This is a genomic window from Oceanobacillus sp. FSL W8-0428, from assembly GCF_038004405.1.
In the GTDB taxonomy this organism is placed as follows: domain Bacteria; phylum Bacillota; class Bacilli; order Bacillales; family Amphibacillaceae; genus Oceanobacillus; species Oceanobacillus sojae.
In genome coordinates this window covers 1,839,378-1,858,005 of the sequence record NZ_JBBORB010000001.1, presented here as the reverse complement: position 1 = coordinate 1,858,005, position 18,628 = coordinate 1,839,378, and the positions used below count along the sequence as shown (strand labels likewise).

Below are 18,628 nucleotides of genomic sequence, written 5' to 3'. Positions count from 1 at the left end.
TACTCTTAAAAAAATCCCTGTGAATAGCTGAGTGTGTTATAAAACTCGCATTCACCGGGATTTTTGGATAGTTTAAATCTATGAGGATAAAATTCAATTTTTATTCTAATCAGACAAAACCTCCACAGTAAATCCACCAGGTGCTTTTACATAGAATGTATATCCATGAGATTCAATAGGGGGATCTACTTCATAGCCATCCTCCTTCAACTGTTTATTTATTTGATCCACCTTCTCTCTGTTTACTTGAGGAAAACCAATATGAAAGGTCTTCGGGTATTGAACATCTTTTCCTTTCATAAGCGTCAAAACAAATTGATTATCGTCAAACATAGCTGCAAACCCTTTTCCGCGACTGTTCACACATTTCATATCGAAATATTTCTCCAGAAACTCCCGTGAAGCTTCCACATCATTTACCGTTAAATTTAAATGATTTAGTTGCATAGAATCACCTCTTTATATAATATAGTTTTCGTTTTTCTAATAACTTTATCAAAGTATACCTGATGCAAAATTAAAAACCTAAATAGAACGTTGTTTTTTGACTGAGAAAAAATAACAAATGCCACCAGCCATCCAAAATGGCTCCCAGAATACTAATCTCCAAAAGATTGCGTGAGCTTCTAAATCCATATCTAAAATAGCAAAGGCACTCATCGAAATAGTAATAAAATTTAAGAAACCATATACAAATAAGAATACTCCTGCAATTTTTGAAATGTAGTAAAGCACTTTGGAGACTGCGGCGTTTCTCCATGGAACAAGTAGAAGCAATAATAACACTGCTCCTAATAATTTTGCAAAGCCCGTCAGCCATACAATCAGAATAAAGGAAGGCTCAGGATTAAGTGACATTTCATAAATTACTCCCCCCAGAGACCTGACACCAAACAATCCGCCCATTGCCCAATAAAAGCTCATACCTGCAAAAGTAATCGACCAAACAACACCTAAGGTAAGCCACCATTTGTGAACTCGCAAATAAATGCTCCTCCCTATATAGTTATTCTTTCCTTAAATTTTGAAAGAACGTATTCATATAGCCAAGCTTCTGCTTTAATATTTTTGATAAGAATAATAGCTGCGGAAAAGGCTCCAAAACTAAATCTTTGTTAAATCCTTCTGTTAATATTGCCTTCCCTTTTTGCTGTACCAGTTCATTTAACGTAACTTTGTGATTACAAATAAATTCAATCTCTTTTGGAGACAGCATTAAAATCCCTTTTGACTCAGAAGACGGTTTGGGCTTATTCTCCGCAAAAGACATATACATAACAGTAAATCCTGCTTTTTGATTTCCTTTAATCAGAAATGGATTGATTTCCTCTTCTGGCTGGATCGTACTTCCCTTTTCATCCCAATTCTTTAAAAGGTATGTGATCGGAGAATCTATTGGATTGATTTTTATTGCCGCTTCCTCTATCACTTCTCTTTCAGCTGTCTCCAAAGGCCTTTCTCCTGCTTCTCTATGTCCTCCTAACCGCACTATACCGAGGTTATTTCCTTTTTTCGTCGGGCCGACCTGAAAAACAAACAGATCATTATATAAAACGTAAGCTCCTGCTGTTCTTACATTTTCCATAATAGTGTCCATCATACCATCACTTGTTTCCGTCTGAATTTTCAAACTTACTATCTCAACTTTCGCACCTAGGAAAGCAAAACGGCCCGCCGCAGCGGTCACCTTACACTTTACTTTCTAATCTTTGTCAACAAATATATGGAAGAAACGTTCAACATCTGTTCCTATGGAAAGAAAGTTATTTTTTAAAGTGCGAAAGTTGAGTTACTATCAAATAAAAAAGAACCAAGAATTTATAATCTCTATACATTCCTGATTCTCCATACTCTTCTCCTGCTTACAACTACACTCTTAACATGCCCCGGAATCCTCTGGAACCATAATAAGAATCCGCACCGTTATGATATAAGAAAACACGTCCAAAACGAAAATCGCAAAAGACTGCCCCGCCAAGTTTTCGAATATCATCAGGTGTCTTCACCCAGGTCGATGTTTTTGTATCAAATGTTCCTAGCTTTTGAAGCTCCCGATATTGCTCTTCTGTTAACATCTCAATACCTATTTCTGCCGCCATATCTATCGCATTATTTTCTGGCTTATGCTTTTTTCTCGATTCCAGTGCCGCACGGTCGTAACAGATACTTCTTCGTCCTTTAGGGCTTTCTTTGGAGCAGTCAACAAAGATATATTCATCCTGTTCCTTATCATAGCCGACTAAATCAGGCTCCCCTTCCGTTTTCTCCATTTTATATAGAGAAGCTAATTTTTCTGGATTGCCTTCCAGCTTTGTTTGGATTTGCTTCCAGTCAAGACCTTCATGACGATTCATATTTTTCTCAAAGCGTGTCTTTAATTTGTTCAGTAGTTCTTCCTGTTCCTCTTGAAAAAGTACTTTTTTATTTTCTTTTGTCATATCTATTCTCCTTCAATTTTTATTAAGACAATTGCATCCTGTTTATGTATTATCCATTATATCCATATCGAATAATAATTTCATTCTTATAAATAGATTTTTTTGTTTAATCCACATACAGTTTTCATTATTATTGACGAGAAAAAATCGCCCCTGTAAAGACAAGAGGCGATGATAATAAGGACGGAATAAAATATGGCTTTTTTTCTAAGAAACACCAGCATCTTCTTATTTTAGTACTCTCACCCCAAATAGCGGTGATAAATATTTTTTGCTTCTATCGAATCCATTGTCCCATGAACCAATACTCTTCCGTCCTGAAAAAGAACAATCCGGAAAGAATCAACTTCAAACGAAAGCAAATAAGGATTTTGAAACAATTTAATTTGTTTATTTTTCTTCAGCTCTTTTGCCACTTCATCCAAATCCGTCTGTTTACGCTGCGGGCGTAGCTGGACTGTATTTCTTCCGCATAACACAGCTGTTTTCAGCCGGGAATCATAGGCTAAATTGGGATAGCTTCTTTTCGATGAGCATGATGGGCAATCTGGTTTGCGTAATGCTTCTGCCTCCATTTCCGTATGCTCATTTTTCCAAAGGTCAAAAGATATAAACTTTCCTGATAAAGCTGCTTCGTTACCTGTTAATAGCTTTAGCGCCTCTGTTATTTGCTGGGAAACAACTTTTTGCACAACAGGCTGAATAATTCCGACACTGTCACAGGTAGCACCGTTAGCAGGAATATATTCCTGCAGACATTGTAAACAAGGCGTTTTATCAGGTAGAACAGTAAAGGTAACTCCATAGCTGGCTACAACTGCTCCGTAAATCCAGGGCTTTTGATACTTTTGCGCGATATCATTCAGTAAAAGCCTCGTCTCAAAATTATCCGTAGCATCGATGATCAAATCTGTCTCAGGTACGATTTCCCTTAGTATATCTATCTCGGCATCTCCAACAATTGCGTCTATTTTAACGTGGCTATTCACTTCAGAAAGCCTTTGTTTGGCGGCAACCGCTTTTGGCATCTTCTGCTTCATATCCGCTTCACTGAACAGCTGTTGCCGCTGCAGGTTACTTTCTTCTACATAATCCCGGTCAATTATTGTTAGTTGACCAACACCGGCACGGGTTAACGCTTCTGCACTGCTTGATCCCAGCGCGCCTGCACCGACAATCAGCACATGACTCCGGATCAGTTTTTCCTGACCGGCTTCACCAATTGGAGCAAATAATATTTGGCGGTGATAACGATTAGTTTCCAACGCTGATCCCTTCCTCAGGGCTGCTGGCTACAGCATAGTCTTTCTTTGGAATTCTTCCTGCTTCATATCCCAGCCGTCCTGCCTCCACTGCGTATTTCATCGCTTCAGCCATTTTCACAGGATTATCCGCTCCAGAAACTGCTGTATTCAATAAAACGCCATCTGCTCCCAGTTCCATGGCATAAGCTGTATCAGCCGGCGATCCGATACCTGCGTCAACAATAACAGGTACTGATGACTGCTCGATAATAAAAGAGAGATTTAAAGGATTGATAATCCCTTGACCACTTCCAATTGGTGAAGCTCCGGGCATCACTGCATGCGCACCTGCTTCCTCCAGTTTTTTGGCCAGCACAACATCATCTGATGTATATGGAAGTACGGTAAAGCCTTCTGCCACCAGCTCTTCTGTAGCTTTTAATGTCTCAACAGGATCTGGGAGCAATGTTTTATTACATCCAATAATTTCCACTTTCACCATATCACATCGTCCCGAAGCAGCAGCTAGTTTAGCAATGCGCACGGCCTCTTTTGCGTCCTTCGCACCTGCCGTATTTGGTAAAAACGTATATCGATCCACATCAATTTTTTCTAAAAAATTTGGCAGTGAGGGATCGTAAATATTCATCCTTCTTACAGAAAAGGTGAGTACCTCTGTCCCTGATTTATCTACCGCCTGCTTTTGAATATCGAAATCAGGATATTTTCCTGTTCCTAAAAATAAACGAGATTTAAATTGATAGTTTCCAACTTTAAGCATTTCTTAACCCCCTCCAACAAAATGAACGATCTCAACCTTATCTCCATTTTCCAGTACAGCTTTTTCATGCTCTTCCTTTTGCAATATCTGCTGATTATGCTCAATGATCAAAGGTTTATCTTCCAATTCCAGAAAATCAATTAGACCTTTGATGTGCTTTACCTCATCCTGAATTTCTAATCCATTGCCGTTCACTGTTATTTTCATTGTGACTCACCTGCCTTTTCCAGTTTATTGCCTTGACGATTCAAGCTAAAGCTATCGTAATAAAATGGATTAACCGGTTTATTCTCTATTAAATCTGCCATATAGATTCCCGTAATTGGCGATAGCAGTATGCCATTCCGGTAATGTCCCTTTGCCGTATATAAACCAGCAACATCTGGAACCTCTCCCAAGTATGGAAGTTCATCAGCTGTGGCAGGTCTGACTCCCGCCCAAAAACTGCTTATCCTCGCTTCTCCCAGCCGCGGAACCATTTTCTGTGCTCGTGACAATAGCTTGTGAACGCTCGCAGCATGAACATGCTTATCTGTTTTATCGGGGATGGAAGATGCTCCAACAATCACTTTTTCCCCTTGCTTTGGAACGAGATAACAGCCATCCATCCAAAGCGTAGTTTGAAATAAATTCTCTTCTAATTCCAGCAGCAGACATTCCCCCTTCACCGGAATTGTGCCATAATCTTCAGGCAGCAGTTCATCTCCAAAGGCACCTGTTGCAATAACGATTTGATCAGCATAATAAGCTCCCTTTGTTGTCCGGACTCCATGAACTGCTCCATTTTCTATCAACAGCTCAATTACTTTTTCCTGTTCACGCAAAGCTGCACCATGATGATAGGCAGCCAGGGTGAATGCCTCCGTAAGATGACGGGCAGAAACCTGACCATCATTGGGCAGATAAAGAACAGCATGAAGATTCTCTGTTAAGCCTGGTTCCATCTTCCTTGCTTCTTCTACGGACAGCAAATAAGCAGGATTATCCTCTTCTCTCTGAAATGCAGCGATTGTTTTCAGCTTGTTGTACTGATGCTGATGAAAAGCAAGCTTCATAATCCCCTTATGAATATACTGAATATCAATCCCTGATTTTTCATACAGCTCTTCGGATAAATCTTTAAATAATGCTCTGCTCTCTTGTGCAAATTGGAAAAGAGGGCTCTTCTCTGCAAATTCTCCTTGAGCTCCTAACATTCCAGCTGCAGCACTTGATGCCTCACATCCGATTTGATCCCTTTCTACTATCAGCACCCGATAGCCTCTTTTAGCCAGCTGATAAGCAATAGAACAGCCAATTACCCCACCGCCTACAATAATTTGATCAAACTGTTTTTTCACCTTCACCCACCTTCCCAAGTATCCAACACTTCCCGGTAAGCCTCGACAGTTTGCACCGGATTATCCGCCTTCCAAATACCGGACATTATCGCTGCCCCGGCTGCCCCTGCCTTCATTACTTCTTTCGTTCGTTCCGGAGTAATCCCGCCAATAGCGTAGACCGGAACAGATAATACATTGGTGATTTCCCGAAGGTCAGCTAATCCTCTCGGCTGCTGGCCAGGCTTGGACCTGCTGGGATAGAGATGACCATACAGCACATAATCTGCCCCTTCCCGTTGAGCCTGTTCTGCTTCCAGTAAGGAATGAACAGACTTCCCTGTTAAGAGCGCAGAGAAGCACTTTTTCACAAGCGGCATGGAAGGACTGTGATGTGCCAGCTGGACACCTGCACACTGTTTCATCACAGCGATATCAGCCCGGTCATTTACAATTACTTTCGCTAATGGAAATTCGATGCTTTCTAATGCTTCAATTATTTCCATGATTTCCTTTGCTGTCTTCTTTTTCTCCCGGATATGCAGAAAATCAATATCTCTATGAATCCGCTTAATTATTTGCAAATGCTGTTTAGTAAAATTTCCATCACTGATAAGATGTAATTGTTTGCCCATGCCATTGCTCCTTTCTTTCATTTCCCGAGAATCAGCGGAAGAAACGAAAAAGGCCACTCATCCATTGGATAAGTGGCCCTGATTATATAAAAATTCAGCGATCGAATTATATATCGTCATGTTCCTGCCACTTCCCTACGCTAGTGCTAACCAGATCAGGTTCAAAGGGTCCGAATATTCGTCTCAGCCAAAAGCTCCCCTAGTGTTGACTATTTAATTTTCGAATTACAATTAAAGGATAACATATAATTTTTTATTTTCAAAGTTATTTTTACAGTCTCTCTTTTTTCTGCTTATGAATAATTTGTCTAGCCTTGCTTTGCATAGTTAACAGAAGCAGCATACAAATAATAAGTTAATCCTGTTTGTTGATTCTCTAACATATTTTTGTGAAATTCATCAGTAATAAAAAACCACGTTGATTCAACAAACCCTTGTGAGTCTACCTTCATAATGTTGTCATTGATATACTTAATATGCTCAGAGATAAGCTGCTTGACCCTTTCATCATTTACTGTCCATCCCTTTTTTAAAGCAAAAGCCATTTTATCCATAAACGCTTTCGATTCTCTGGCTGATTCATTTAATTCCTCCGCTTCAATATTATCTACAGGGATTTCGTATTGATAAGTTTCCTGCAGATATTCATTTTGCTCTTTTAACTGTTCCTGCCATTGTTCTTGATTTAACCCTTTAAACATATTTTGATTATCCATCACTTCTCCACGCTCCTCAAAATATATAGTTTCGTTAAGAGTATTTAATATCAGATTCATTCGTTCTCTCTTGTCTTCTATCAGTCTCTTTTGTTCCATTAACATATCGTAACGGCTTTTTTTCTCATACAATATTTTCTGAATAGACTCTAATGAAAAATCTAATTCACGATAAAACAAAATATGCTGTAATTTTTCTAATTCCTTTTTCCCATATAAACGATATCCAGCTTCTGTGATTTCCCTCGGCTCTAACAGTCCAATCTTATGATAATGATAAAGTGTTTTGATCGTTATTCCGGTTAAATCAGCTACTTGCTTAACCGTCAGCATATGAAACTCACCTCCTCATAAATAAACAATAGACTCCTACCTAAGGCAAGAGTCAACAACCATTTTGATATTCTAAAAAAAATATTTCTTATTATTCTAATCTCAATACTTAAACTACATGGAAAAGTCATCTTTCAACAAATCAAAAAAATCCCCTATTGCCGTTTTTAACAATAAGGGATTGGTACGCGTATATCTAGCTGCTATTCTGTTAAACCATCAATCTCCATCACTTCAATGGTTGCAGTACCATTATCCATCAGCTGTGCTTCTGCCTCGATATTATCTCCCTGTTCCAGAAAGATTGCTAATGGAGCCTTGCTGGCATTTACAGTATAGATCGTTGTATCGTTTTCAAGTAAAAATTGGATAATCTGCCCCTGCTCTGTCGAGTTCACAACTACACGACTGACGGTTCCTTGAACAGTCTCAGTGACAGTATCACCAGTAGCTCCCGTGTTTCCAGGATCCTGTAACAGAGCCATCCGATAGGCATCCAAAGCAGCATTTGCGGTATCGCCAAACACGACAAAGTCTGAATCATTCGCTTTAATGTAGGCATACTGCTTATGCAATCCATTCGGATCCAGTACATTGACAACCCAGGTTGGATTTCCGTCAACATTGTATAGAACAGGCATATACCCTTCCCATTTCTTCTCCGGGAATTCCTTATTAACGATTTGCTTTGCTCCTTCACTGTCCATAATACCGTTGTTCTTCTTACCGCCATAATAGGTCAGCTCTCCGGTTCGTGCATTAACTAATGTATAGCCTAATGCAGAATCGATATTTTCCTTCGGGGAGGTCATATCGGTAAAATAAAACATATCTCCATTCTCATCAAACATTGGTGTAACCCCAGATTCCGTGCCAGATTGGTTAGGCAGCTTCACATCTCTCTTGCCAAAGACGCTGTTTAACCAGCCATGAACATATTTCCCATAATAATCATTCGTTAACGTAGCCATTTCTGAGCTTACAGATCCTTCAATAAAGTCTGGAGCCTCGTCTGTTTGATAAGCATTCATTTCACCAGTGACCGGATCAATCACCACAACCTGAAGCTTATCCAGGTTTGGTTTATTTGTAATATTCATCGGCTTATAAATGGTTTGAACATACCATGGCTTTCCATCATCATCCACTTCTATTTGTGCTTCTCCACCTTGTATATATTGCGGAAACTTATTATAAATTACACGCTGCACATATTTATGAAAATAGCTGGAATTTGTATATTCCATAGGCTCCTCTTCAAACGTTGGCTGTGCGTTTACATCTGTTGCAGAAATCGTAAAGTACCCAGCTGTTTCTTTTCCACGGACAAACTTCCAAAAGTCGGCGAATTCAACAGGAGCAACGTAAACAATTTCATCTCTCACCTGCTGTACCTGTAGCTTGCCTAAGTCATAGAATTGGGCGTTTGGCACAACACTCATTGCCTTTTGAATCTTGTTACGTGCAAATTCAGGGGCCACTGTAATCGGTGTTTCATCCTTAGATAACGGCTTTGCCTCGGACTCTTCATTTACTGTGATCGTATTATGTGCATTGTCCAATACTGTAAAACCGGTAATGATTACAGCGATAAATAATAACAGTCCTAATCCAAAAATGCTGAACAATGGTATAAACAGCTTTTTCTCCATAAAATTATTCGGCTTTAATATTGCCGTCAAAGCCGGTGCAAGGACAATAGCAGTAATTAAATTAATCAATAGCATATTCGGAATAGTAATTGCCGGCATCATAAAATAGTTAATGACGGCTAAAACAATAAAACCAAAAACAAATAATCCAAAAGCAAATTTCAGCGCCCGCCCTGTTTGTACCGATGAAGCAAAAGCTACTACAACTGCTACAATCACGTATAAAATCATACTTATTAAAGTTGCTAATAAAATTCCCATCTTCTGCTCTTCCTCTCTTATTGCTGTATCTATATTTACGATAAAGCACCAAGAAAGGATTCATTTTTTATGTAAGTAATTACCGACACTCACCAAGCTATGTTGATACTAATAAAAAAGACAATACCCCAAATAGAAAGAGGTACCATCTTTTTTAATGTCATTAATTACTGATTTCCTTTTTTAACCCATTCAGCAGCTGTAACTGTGCGCTCTGCCTGATGTTTCACAGCAGCTTGTACATCTTCAACCATTTTTCCATCCTGATCGACAGTAACACTAGTTCCATATGGATTTCCACCAGCTGCAAATACAGATTCATCAGAGTAACCTGGAGGAACGATGATTGCTCCCCAGTGCATCATGCTGGTATATAGTGACAGAATAGTTGCTTCCTGACCGCCATGCGGGTTCTGTGCAGAAGACATCGCACTGACCACTTTGTTAACGGTTTTTCCGCTTGCCCAAAGCCCGCCTTGGATATCTAAAAACTGTTTCATTTGCGAAGGCATGTTTCCGAAACGTGTTGGTGTGCTGAAAATAATTGCATCTGCCCACTCAAGATCTTCTGAAGCTGCAACCGGAACATCTTTTGTTGCTTCCACTGTAGCTTTCCATACCGGATTTCCTTCAATAACTGATTCTGGAGCTAATTCCTGTACTTTTAATACTCTTACTTCAGCACCTTTAGCTTCAGCCGCTTCTGCTGCCCATTTTGCCATTTGGTAGTTGGTACCACCCATACTGTAAAAAATAACTGCTACTTTTGTATTTGACATACTTTCCATCTCCTTCGATTCATTTGATTTTCCAAATAATTTATCTAAAAATCCCATTTGCTGCACCTCTTTCAACGCAAGCCCTGTCCTCCGATATCTGACATCATTCTTTTTATCCCTCATTCATTAATTTTTATACCAAATACAATTTATTTTGCTAAATAAATCAGCATACAAAGGTACCGGGTTTAATCATAAGGTTTTATAAGCTTTGCCGAAGATTCTCAGAAAACATGGACCAAATTAAAGCAATAATTCGTTTTAAAGATAATTTTTTCCTTAATTGCATTTAATTCAATCTTATTTAATTAATTTATATTGAATTAAATATAATTATAGGCTTTATATTTCTATTTGTCAACAAATTATTAACTAAACTTTTGTATGGAAGATAAAGAATCAGTCTAAATTAAACCTGCAAAGCACAGACTCCATTTAAAATTCCCGTATAAATTAGCGTAAATCAGAGAAAATAAGGCTAAGCTTCGAGCAAAATGATTAAAAATTGAGGTGTTATATATGAACCAGCCTTACCAATGCCCCAGATGTAAAACAAACCGTTCCCGATTTAATATCATTGAACAAATAGCAAATCCGGTCAAATTGGATGCCAACACCGGTGCAGTGTTAAATGATTATGAGCAGGATCCATTAGAGGTTTTTCATATTGCTTACAACGGTCCGGATAAAAGGATACAGTGCGGAGCATGCGGTTTAATTGAGGATGAAAATACTTTTGCAAATACAAATGCGCAATAATTACAACTATGGAGGATGGATATAGATGACTAAAAATCGAAAAGGACCAAAGCAGCAGGAACAGCCTGATTTACCCCAAAGTCCAAAGCAGCCTTATGGCGAACCATTAGCAGGATCTCATAAAGTGAAAAATAAAAATCATTCCAGACAAAAAAATAATGCGTCACATGATATGTGACGCATTAACAGTTATAATATACAATTCTACTTCATAGCCTTGCTTCAGCATCGTCAGCTTCTATCAACTGCGAAACATTAATTATTTTTGTCCATTAAAGCTTGTAATGTTTTTTCCAGACCTTTTTGAAAAGGAGTTGCCGGAATAGCACCAATCCTCTTTTCATATTTTTCTCCACTTAAAATGAATCCTTCTTTGGTAAGATACATGATTTCAACTATTTCTCTCATGAATTCATCGAACAAGCCAACCAGACGGATAACATTTTTAGTCAAAGGAATAACAGCCTTTTGGTTTCCTGTTACTTTCCGGGCGATTCGGATAATCTCTTTACCTGAAATCAATCCAGCTCCTGGTATATTCCAATTTTCACCATAGGAATCATCTTTTTCTGCTATATTTACAATCATTTTAGCCGCATCTGGTAAATAAACATATTCCCGGGGTGTTTTTAAATTCCCAATAAAAATGGATGCTTTACCTGCAGCCACCCCATCGAGTGTAGGCTGTAAATAAGAATTTTGTGATGTTGGTCCATAATAATCCGGTAATCTGACAATTAAAGCCTCTGCTCTCTTCCATTTCTCGCTAAATATCAGCTGCTCGAATACTACTCTAAGTTTACCTTTTTTCGTATGCGGATTTTGAGGATGATTTTCGTCTCCTTTCGCTACCTGATGTCCATATACATAAATCCCATCAACAATCACGATTCTTTTTCCCAAAGCGTCTGCCGCTTTCATTACACTTTCTCCCAATGGCATCAGTTTTTCTGCCATTTCCTGATATTTAACATTCGCACATTGAAAGATAACATCTGCATCTTTAGCAGCGTCTACAATTGTTTGGTAATCAAATATATCTCCCAGCTTATAGGTAAGACTCAAATGATGATTGTATTCAGCTAACAATGCTTCCAATTTATTTTGTGAACGCCCGAAAGCAATGACTTCTATTCCTCTGTTTAATAGTTCCGAAACAATTACTTGACCAGTTCCTCCAGTGGCACCTAATACGATTGCTTTTTTCATCTTCAAAACTCCCTTCTATTTAGTTATTGATTAATCAATAACTAAATGATAAAAAATATATTTGTTATTTATATGGTAAGGCCAGATTTAACTTATTCCTGATAAATGCCGGGGTTAATCCCAATATGTGAACAATACAATGACAAGAGCAGTAATTCCTAACTCTACAGATAATCCGGAAACTGTGTTTTCTATTTTATTCTTCTTCAACGTTTTCTCTGCCTCCTTTTCATCATTGATTAGTAAATAATTAATCCAGCCAGCTGATAATACAGACGGCAATAACTCCAATAAAAACATAATCAACCTTGCTTAATTTCACTTTTCCACCTCCAAATCATTATATTTATTGATTGATCAATTACTAACTGTTATAAAAAATAAATAATCAACTTTATTGATTATTTATTTTCCTTTCCCATCAATAAGCTCAGGAAGGTCTAAGAAATAAGATATATTACAGAGCATTCCTCTCGCTAAAAACGTACTGGCTTCTCTTTCTGCATCCTTTACTCCAGCAGCCTTGAATCTTTCCAAAGTATATCTTCTAATTTGAGATAATCCTTTTTTGGCAATGTCCTGTATAGGCTTTTCTGTTACAGAAACACCTATTACCTGTACAGCAATCTCATTAGGATGCAATTCGGACAGCTCCTCGTAAGCTTCAATCATTTTCGCAACAAGCTGATACGGTTTTGCTTCCACATTTTTAAATGTTTGAAGGATTCTTTCAAATGCCCGATCTAAAGCAGCGATAAATAATTCTTCCTTTGTTTTGAAGAATCTAAACACATAAGGCTGGGAGATAGCTGCTTTTTCCGCAACCTGAGCGGTAGTTGCATTATAATAGCCTTTTTCTGCAAATACTTCCAATCCTGCCTCCAGGATCTCTTCCTTACGATTTTCCTTTGTTGATTTTGCCATATCAGTGCACCTGCCCAAATTTAGTGATTAATCAATTACAAAAATAGCTTAACTCTTTTTTTTACTCAATGCAAGCATGTTGATATAATTTTTAATGAAAAATGATGCGCATAAACTGCCGGAAAGCTTGAAAAAGGAATTTGTTTCGCTCGTTTCTTCCCCGGAAAACTCCAGGCCTGCAAAATATCACCCTGATCTCCCAAAGGTTGATGAGGATTATCATTGGCCCCTGCTATAAACCTGTCTAATGGCATAGAGATATTTAGAGTCACCTTGCTCATTGCAAAACCTTCTTAATGCCAGTTTATCACGTAAAAATATGCTGTATTTCTTCTTGATTGCTGTATATTTACACACATCATTTAAAACAGATTAGCGTTATGTCGCTTCCGTGCATTTAACAGAATTTACCTGCTTCCTTTATAAAGTTCCTGCAAGTCCACTCCCCTTCCTTGTGAAGCAATTTATATGCAGGGTTCCGGTCTGCAGGAGGTTCTTCTATCCAATTTAACAAAGTATGGATAACATCCTCTTTTTCAGGGAAGTACTGCACAACCACCTTGGATTGTTCATACAGGCGTGTCGTCCAGATTTGAGATCGTACCATTGTCATAGAATAATATGTCCGGATAAGCTTACGGCAAAAACCTTGTAGGAGTATTTTAAAATCTTCATCAGAAGCTGCTTTCATCCTTTTTAAAACCCGATTGCGGACCTCACAAATATCCCCGTTGAAAGAAATTGGTATCTCCGGTGTCAGTTTGTATGGACCAAAATATTCCCTTACGTCCTCTCCATATGCACAAACACAGATTTCCTTCAAAAAAGCATTTTCATAGTAGTTGGAGGTATCAAAGGTATAGTCATAATCAGCAATAGCTATCCCAACCTCACGTACCAAAGATTGATATTTTTTTGTTAGTTTACCGGCCAATTTCTTTAATTCATCCAATTGAGAAGCGGTCAATTTAGTGCGAAACATAGCTATAATATCTAAATCTGATTTTATAAGAACAGCGTCTCCTCTTGGAACGCTGCCGTAAAGATAGACACTATGCAATTGCTGTTGGTATAAATTTTTAAGCCAATCCACAGTTTCTTCTATACAAGGCATATATCTTAAGTCAATTTTGTCCATACTTACATCACTTATAATATACCCATCAGGATCCAGGCCATATCCGGATTTTAATTCCAATACTTCCAGCTCCTTTTTCATTACTGGTTTTGCTTAGGGTAACACATTATATTATTCTGCAGCAGGTATATAACATTGATAATCAATAAAATAGGCAAGCGCTGTAAAAGGTATTTGACACCCATTCCATAACTGACAAGGTAAAAAAGCTTCATTCTTTATGGACGGAGCTTTTTTATCTATTTTGCTTTTTCTAAGATATTCTATTTTCCCAATCATTATATAAAATTCCCATCTCAATCAAAGTCCAATACTCGTCTCCTATTTTTGCAGCATCTTTTATAGACCTTTCTCTTCGAAACCCGGCTGCTTCATAACACTTTATAGCTGACATATTAAAATCAAACACACCCAGATTTACTTTATACAATTTTAATTCTTCAAACGCAAATGCTAACGCTGCATGTATTATCTGACTTCCGTAGCCTTTTCCTCTGCTATCAGCAGCACCAACTAATACTTTGCCAATCCTTGCTGAAGAATTATTTCTATCCACTTTCCCCAGAGAAACATGCCCAATAACCTCATTAATTGTATCATCCATCACCTTAAATATATATGTAGTAGCATCTGGTTTATTTGCACCTTCCATATATTTTTCCAGCTGCCCGTTTGTCAAAGGATAGCTGAATGTCGGCCCGCTCCACTGTAAAACAAATGAAGCATCTGGCATCCAATCGATTAATTGCTGAAAATCTTTTTTTGAAAAGTATTCTAATCGTACCAAGATAAAAACTCCTTTTCCTGATTTTCCTGACAAACCCAAACCTTTAACAAATAGCAAATAACATTATTCTTCCGTAGGTTTCTCCGGACCATTTAATTCTAATTGATAAAAAGCTAGATCTCTCCATTGATTAAATTTAAAGCCGATATTTTTTATAGTCCCTGCATGCACGAAGCCGAATTTTTCATGCATGGCAATACTTTTCTCATTTTCTGCATCAATCCCGGCAACCATCATTTTGTATTCCCTTTCTCTCGCAACAGCAATAATTTCTTTCATTAAAGAACTTGCAATTCCTTTTTTGCGATACCCTTTATCTACATAAACAGAATGCTCAATAGAATATTTATAAGCTGGCCAGTCTCTAAAAGGACCAAATGTTGCAAATCCTGCTACTTTGCCATCTTGTTCACTTACGAGGATTGGATAGCCCGCATCCATTTTTTGTTTATACCAAACTTGCCTGTTTACAAGTGTCTGCGGTTTATAAGTATATACAGCAGCAGTATGAAGGGTGGCATCATTATATATATCTAAAATATCCGTTAAATCTTTCGCCGTTGCTTCTCGTATCATATTTTTTCTTCCTCTCCTAACATTATTGTACTTCAAAATATAGAGTGCGGCGGGATTTTGATAGTTCCAGCCAGTATTCGACGAAGCTTTTATAAATAATTATATTATCACATATCTTCCTGATTAAAATAGCATTTAAGAGAACCTATCTAAGAACAGAGTGTTATTATTATAGATATAAATAAATTTTAAAAACGGAGGTTATGTAATGGAAGCTGATAAACCAGAAATGATAACCATTGAAGTAACAGTCCTTACACCTGTTGAGAAAGTATGGATTCATTGGACTGAACCAAAGCATATAACTAAGTGGTCTTTTGCTTCAGATGAATGGCATGCACCAAGTGCTGAAAATGATCTCAGGGCTGATGGAAAATTCACCACAAGAATGGAAGCAAAGGATGGAAGTTTTGGATTTGACTTTAGTGGTGTATATGATGAGGTAAGTACAAATGAATTTATTTCTTATACACTTGGGGATGGCCGGAAAGTCAGCATTACTTTTACCAGGCAAGGAAACGTGACAAAGATTACTGAAGTTTTTGAAGCGGAACCTGAAAACCCGATAGAGATGCAAAAAAGTGGCTGGCAGGCGATATTAGATAATTTTAAAACATATAGTGAGCAAGTTTAAAAAGACAATTATCAAATTGATGGAACAGGTCATTTTTATTGGTAATAACAGCAAAAAAATCTCCTTAAGCTTCGGAGATTTTTTCTTTCATCTTATATTTCATATGCTGAAAATAATGATATCTTACTTTTTATCGTATAAAAGTATTTTGATCATAAGTCAGCAGCCAATCCTCGTTTTCCTTTTCAAACACGAGATGGAGATAATAATCCTGATGATAAGGATTCCCATCTTCATCTAAATCGTCGTAATGAATAAACAGTAACGCGTAACCTACACTCTTTTTTTCTTTTGTTTTAATGACATCATATGTTATTTTCCAATCTGGATCTGAAAACCAGTCCTGATTAAACTGGATGAATTCTTTCCGATTTTGAATAAGCTTCCCGTTCGGCAGAATAAGGGTAATATCTTTCTGATGAATCGTGTCCGTGAAGCTCTCCATATCTTTTTGTTTCATGGCCTGCATATGCTGTTCCAAGGCTTGATGAAAGTCCATTTTATAATCCTCCCAGGAGTTATATTTTTTAGGGCTTAATCATCCATTCGCGGTTTCATGCAATAATTCCTGCTTTTCAGGGACTTATTTATAAAAGTATGAGCTATTGTTCCATCGGTACCAGCACATCCTTTAGAATTTGCTATTCTTTCTTATCTTCCTCGTTCTCTACTAAATACTTCAGCATGGACAACTTATTATCCCAGAACTGTTCAAAATAAGAAACCCAGTCTTTTATGTCCATTAAAGGCTCTGGATGTAGATGATAAATTTTTTCTCTGCCGCTCTTTTTCCCGGAAACAAGATTTGCCTCAGATAATATAGTAAGATGCTTTACTACTGCTGTCCGGGTAATTGAAAAATGAGATGTAATCTCTGAAATAGCTAAGTTCTGCTTGGAAAGCAAATGCAGAATTTCTCTTCTAGTCGGATCAGCAACAGCTTGGAACACATCATGTTTTTTTAAAGCTGACATTTAGGCCTCAACCACCTTTTTCAGTCTTTCAGCAACAATGCTTTCCCATCCATTGTTCATTCTCTCTCTGATAACACCGCTCTTCTCATTTGGTTTGGTGATCACTGTCTCTGCTTCTTTCCAGCCACCGTGAATAACCGTAAATTCTGTGTTATCACCTAAATCCTTTAAGATAAACGAAACAACCCATCCATCTATATCCCATGCAAAAGATATTTTGTTAGGCTTATCTACCTCCAACACTTTGCAGGGGGATGGGCCAAATGGTGATTGAATAGTAAATTCATGCCCCACTACCGCTTTAAAATCATTTGGCATAAACCAGGCAGCCATCCCTTCTGATGTGGATACTTTATCCCAAACCCTCTCGATAGGAGCATTAAAAATAGTTGTTTGTTTTATATCTCTAAGTTTCTCCATGCTTATATTCCTCACTTCACATTTAATGTAACACCTTTTGGTTTCGTTTTATGATATAACGCTAAAAGGTGTTATGTCAACAATATTTTCTGTTAACTAAAATGCTGTTGTTACTGTTATGATATTAACCAGAATACCATTAGCGGCTTTAAATCTTTTATAATGATTCCTTTAAAAAAGCAATAAAACTTCTGGCTTCCTCTGTCTCTATCTTTGTTAAAACGTACGTTTCTGAATTGGGCGCAGCTATTTTTTCCGGTTTTATTTCTATTAATTTATTCGCTTCTATTTCATCCTTCACCATAGAAACCGGTAAGTAGGAAACACCAAGACCATTTTCGATAAATTTTTTTGTTACTTCTATCTGATTGACTGCCATCGTCCGGACGTTTGGATAATGTTTCTTAACATCTTTTAACAAAGTATCCCAGTAATCCGGATGATTATTGGTGATCAGCCGATAATCGGATAAAACTTGGCTTTCCTTTATGCTGTTTATTTTTCCTTCTACGTTAGTCCCTACTAGAATAACAGGTTCATTATGCACTGCTTCAGCATTTAAATTCGTTTGGATTGGAATTACTCTGGTTAAACCGAGTTCAGCTCTTCCTGTATTCACTTCATCACCTATTTCAAAGGAATTTACAACATTTATCAGTACTTCTATATCATCATTTTCATCCATAAATGTCCGTAATAGCGGAGGTAAAAAGGAGGATGCGATTTGCGGAGCAGCTGCAATGGTTAATTTACGATGATAGCCTTGCTTCCATGAATCAAAACGCTCCATTCCCTCTTCATAGCTTAAAATCAGCTCTTCGGCAAATGGGAGAAAGTGGTGTCCTGCATCTGTCAGTATCACTTTTTTCCCGCTTCGTTCAAATAAATCGATTTGAAGATGCTCTTCCAGACGTTTTATATGCTTTGAAATGGCAGGCTGGGTCAGATATAATTCCTCAGAGGCTTTTCTAAAATTCTCAAATCCCGCTGCAACAACGAAGGTCTTTAGCCATTTAATATCCACTTTAATACTTCTCCTCCCGAACACT

26 protein-coding genes and 1 riboswitch are annotated in these 18,628 nt (G+C 37.7%); of the genes, 3 read left to right on the top strand and 23 right to left on the bottom strand.

Features of this window, described 5'->3' with window-relative positions:
- Positions 1–105: 105 nt before the first annotated feature.
- The 12 genes from MKY30_RS08635 to wrbA all read right to left on the bottom strand — a co-directional run bounded on the left by MKY30_RS08635 (position 106) and on the right by wrbA (position 10,158).
- On the bottom strand, positions 106–447 hold the full coding sequence (locus tag MKY30_RS08635; protein ID WP_147208959.1) for a VOC family protein: 342 nt from the start codon (positions 445–447) through the stop codon (positions 106–108).
- A 78-nt stretch (positions 448–525) separates the two neighbouring features.
- Positions 526–984 (bottom strand): DUF3995 domain-containing protein, encoded by a 459-nt coding sequence (locus MKY30_RS08630; RefSeq protein ID WP_339284288.1) that lies wholly within the window; start codon positions 982–984, stop codon positions 526–528.
- Positions 985–1,006: 22 nt separating this feature from the next.
- On the bottom strand, positions 1,007–1,597 hold the full coding sequence (locus MKY30_RS08625) for an NUDIX domain-containing protein (protein WP_156985947.1): 591 nt from the start codon (positions 1,595–1,597) through the stop codon (positions 1,007–1,009).
- A gap of 271 nt (positions 1,598–1,868) precedes the next feature.
- Positions 1,869–2,438 carry a DUF4256 domain-containing protein gene (locus MKY30_RS08620; RefSeq protein ID WP_341083510.1) on the bottom strand — a complete coding sequence of 190 codons (570 nt, stop codon included), beginning with the start codon at positions 2,436–2,438 and terminating at the stop codon, positions 1,869–1,871.
- Between the two features lie 242 nt (positions 2,439–2,680).
- Positions 2,681–3,703 (bottom strand): ThiF family adenylyltransferase, encoded by a 1,023-nt coding sequence (locus tag MKY30_RS08615; protein WP_341083508.1) that lies wholly within the window; start codon positions 3,701–3,703, stop codon positions 2,681–2,683.
- On the bottom strand, positions 3,693–4,463 hold the full coding sequence (locus MKY30_RS08610) for a thiazole synthase (protein ID WP_147208953.1): 771 nt from the start codon (positions 4,461–4,463) through the stop codon (positions 3,693–3,695). Before MKY30_RS08610 ends, MKY30_RS08615 begins: the two co-directional genes overlap by 11 nt.
- A gap of 3 nt (positions 4,464–4,466) precedes the next feature.
- Positions 4,467–4,670: a sulfur carrier protein ThiS gene (thiS, locus tag MKY30_RS08605; RefSeq protein ID WP_147208951.1), complete on the bottom strand. Its 204-nt coding sequence runs from the start codon at positions 4,668–4,670 to the stop codon at positions 4,467–4,469.
- Positions 4,667–5,803 carry a glycine oxidase ThiO gene (gene thiO, locus MKY30_RS08600; protein ID WP_341083504.1) on the bottom strand — a complete coding sequence of 379 codons (1,137 nt, stop codon included), beginning with the start codon at positions 5,801–5,803 and terminating at the stop codon, positions 4,667–4,669. Before thiO ends, thiS begins: the two co-directional genes overlap by 4 nt.
- A gap of 2 nt (positions 5,804–5,805) precedes the next feature.
- The gene (locus MKY30_RS08595; protein ID WP_341083502.1) at positions 5,806–6,417 is read right to left on the bottom strand and encodes a thiamine phosphate synthase; all 612 of its coding nucleotides are present in this window, start codon (positions 6,415–6,417) and stop codon (positions 5,806–5,808) included.
- 115 nt (positions 6,418–6,532) lie between these two features.
- Positions 6,533–6,628, bottom strand: a riboswitch (TPP riboswitch).
- A 97-nt stretch (positions 6,629–6,725) separates the two neighbouring features.
- On the bottom strand, positions 6,726–7,466 hold the full coding sequence (locus tag MKY30_RS08590; protein ID WP_339284277.1) for a MerR family transcriptional regulator: 741 nt from the start codon (positions 7,464–7,466) through the stop codon (positions 6,726–6,728).
- Between the two features lie 203 nt (positions 7,467–7,669).
- A complete protein-coding gene (locus MKY30_RS08585) occupies positions 7,670–9,379 on the bottom strand; it encodes a DNA-binding protein (protein ID WP_341083500.1) in 1,710 nt (569 codons plus the stop codon).
- Positions 9,380–9,546: 167 nt separating this feature from the next.
- On the bottom strand, positions 9,547–10,158 hold the full coding sequence (gene wrbA / locus MKY30_RS08580) for an NAD(P)H:quinone oxidoreductase type IV (RefSeq protein WP_147209387.1): 612 nt from the start codon (positions 10,156–10,158) through the stop codon (positions 9,547–9,549).
- A 519-nt stretch (positions 10,159–10,677) separates the two neighbouring features.
- Here wrbA and MKY30_RS08575 point away from each other — a divergent pair.
- Both MKY30_RS08575 and MKY30_RS08570 read left to right on the top strand, forming a co-directional pair.
- Positions 10,678–10,917: a DNA alkylation repair protein gene (locus tag MKY30_RS08575; protein ID WP_339284273.1), complete on the top strand. Its 240-nt coding sequence runs from the start codon at positions 10,678–10,680 to the stop codon at positions 10,915–10,917.
- Between the two features lie 25 nt (positions 10,918–10,942).
- Positions 10,943–11,095 carry a small acid-soluble spore protein P gene (locus MKY30_RS08570; RefSeq protein WP_077604915.1) on the top strand — a complete coding sequence of 51 codons (153 nt, stop codon included), beginning with the start codon at positions 10,943–10,945 and terminating at the stop codon, positions 11,093–11,095.
- Positions 11,096–11,172: 77 nt separating this feature from the next.
- Here MKY30_RS08570 and MKY30_RS08565 read toward each other — a convergent pair whose 3' ends face one another.
- From MKY30_RS08565 to MKY30_RS08535, 7 genes are all read right to left on the bottom strand, one after another.
- Positions 11,173–12,126 (bottom strand): SDR family oxidoreductase, encoded by a 954-nt coding sequence (locus MKY30_RS08565; RefSeq protein WP_341083499.1) that lies wholly within the window; start codon positions 12,124–12,126, stop codon positions 11,173–11,175.
- A 114-nt stretch (positions 12,127–12,240) separates the two neighbouring features.
- On the bottom strand, positions 12,241–12,426 hold the full coding sequence (locus tag MKY30_RS08560) for a hypothetical protein (RefSeq protein ID WP_341083498.1): 186 nt from the start codon (positions 12,424–12,426) through the stop codon (positions 12,241–12,243).
- Positions 12,427–12,531: 105 nt separating this feature from the next.
- Positions 12,532–13,050: a TetR/AcrR family transcriptional regulator gene (locus tag MKY30_RS08555; protein WP_147208933.1), complete on the bottom strand. Its 519-nt coding sequence runs from the start codon at positions 13,048–13,050 to the stop codon at positions 12,532–12,534.
- Positions 13,051–13,115: 65 nt separating this feature from the next.
- Positions 13,116–13,331, bottom strand: a complete 216-nt coding sequence (locus MKY30_RS08550; RefSeq protein WP_341083496.1) for a hypothetical protein — start codon at positions 13,329–13,331, stop codon at positions 13,116–13,118.
- A gap of 116 nt (positions 13,332–13,447) precedes the next feature.
- Positions 13,448–14,248 carry a nucleotidyltransferase domain-containing protein gene (locus tag MKY30_RS08545; RefSeq protein ID WP_341083495.1) on the bottom strand — a complete coding sequence of 267 codons (801 nt, stop codon included), beginning with the start codon at positions 14,246–14,248 and terminating at the stop codon, positions 13,448–13,450.
- A gap of 193 nt (positions 14,249–14,441) precedes the next feature.
- A complete protein-coding gene (locus MKY30_RS08540; protein WP_156985906.1) occupies positions 14,442–14,975 on the bottom strand; it encodes a GNAT family N-acetyltransferase in 534 nt (177 codons plus the stop codon).
- A 63-nt stretch (positions 14,976–15,038) separates the two neighbouring features.
- On the bottom strand, positions 15,039–15,551 hold the full coding sequence (locus tag MKY30_RS08535; RefSeq protein WP_147208927.1) for a GNAT family N-acetyltransferase: 513 nt from the start codon (positions 15,549–15,551) through the stop codon (positions 15,039–15,041).
- Positions 15,552–15,759: 208 nt separating this feature from the next.
- Here MKY30_RS08535 and MKY30_RS08530 point away from each other — a divergent pair, with 208 nt between their 5' ends.
- Positions 15,760–16,185 carry an SRPBCC family protein gene (locus MKY30_RS08530; RefSeq protein WP_147208925.1) on the top strand — a complete coding sequence of 142 codons (426 nt, stop codon included), beginning with the start codon at positions 15,760–15,762 and terminating at the stop codon, positions 16,183–16,185.
- Positions 16,186–16,315: 130 nt separating this feature from the next.
- On the opposite strand, the gene MKY30_RS08525 is transcribed toward MKY30_RS08530, so the two are convergent.
- The 4 genes from MKY30_RS08525 to MKY30_RS08510 all read right to left on the bottom strand — a co-directional run bounded on the left by MKY30_RS08525 (position 16,316) and on the right by MKY30_RS08510 (position 18,603).
- Entirely contained in the window at positions 16,316–16,684 is a 369-nt protein-coding gene (locus MKY30_RS08525; RefSeq protein WP_339284268.1) for a YybH family protein, read from the bottom strand.
- A gap of 142 nt (positions 16,685–16,826) precedes the next feature.
- Entirely contained in the window at positions 16,827–17,159 is a 333-nt protein-coding gene (locus tag MKY30_RS08520) for an ArsR/SmtB family transcription factor (RefSeq protein WP_147208921.1), read from the bottom strand.
- Positions 17,160–17,579, bottom strand: a complete 420-nt coding sequence (locus MKY30_RS08515) for an SRPBCC domain-containing protein (RefSeq protein ID WP_156985909.1) — start codon at positions 17,577–17,579, stop codon at positions 17,160–17,162.
- A gap of 157 nt (positions 17,580–17,736) precedes the next feature.
- A complete protein-coding gene (locus MKY30_RS08510; protein WP_339284267.1) occupies positions 17,737–18,603 on the bottom strand; it encodes a LysR family transcriptional regulator in 867 nt (288 codons plus the stop codon).
- Positions 18,604–18,628: the final 25 nt, after the last annotated feature.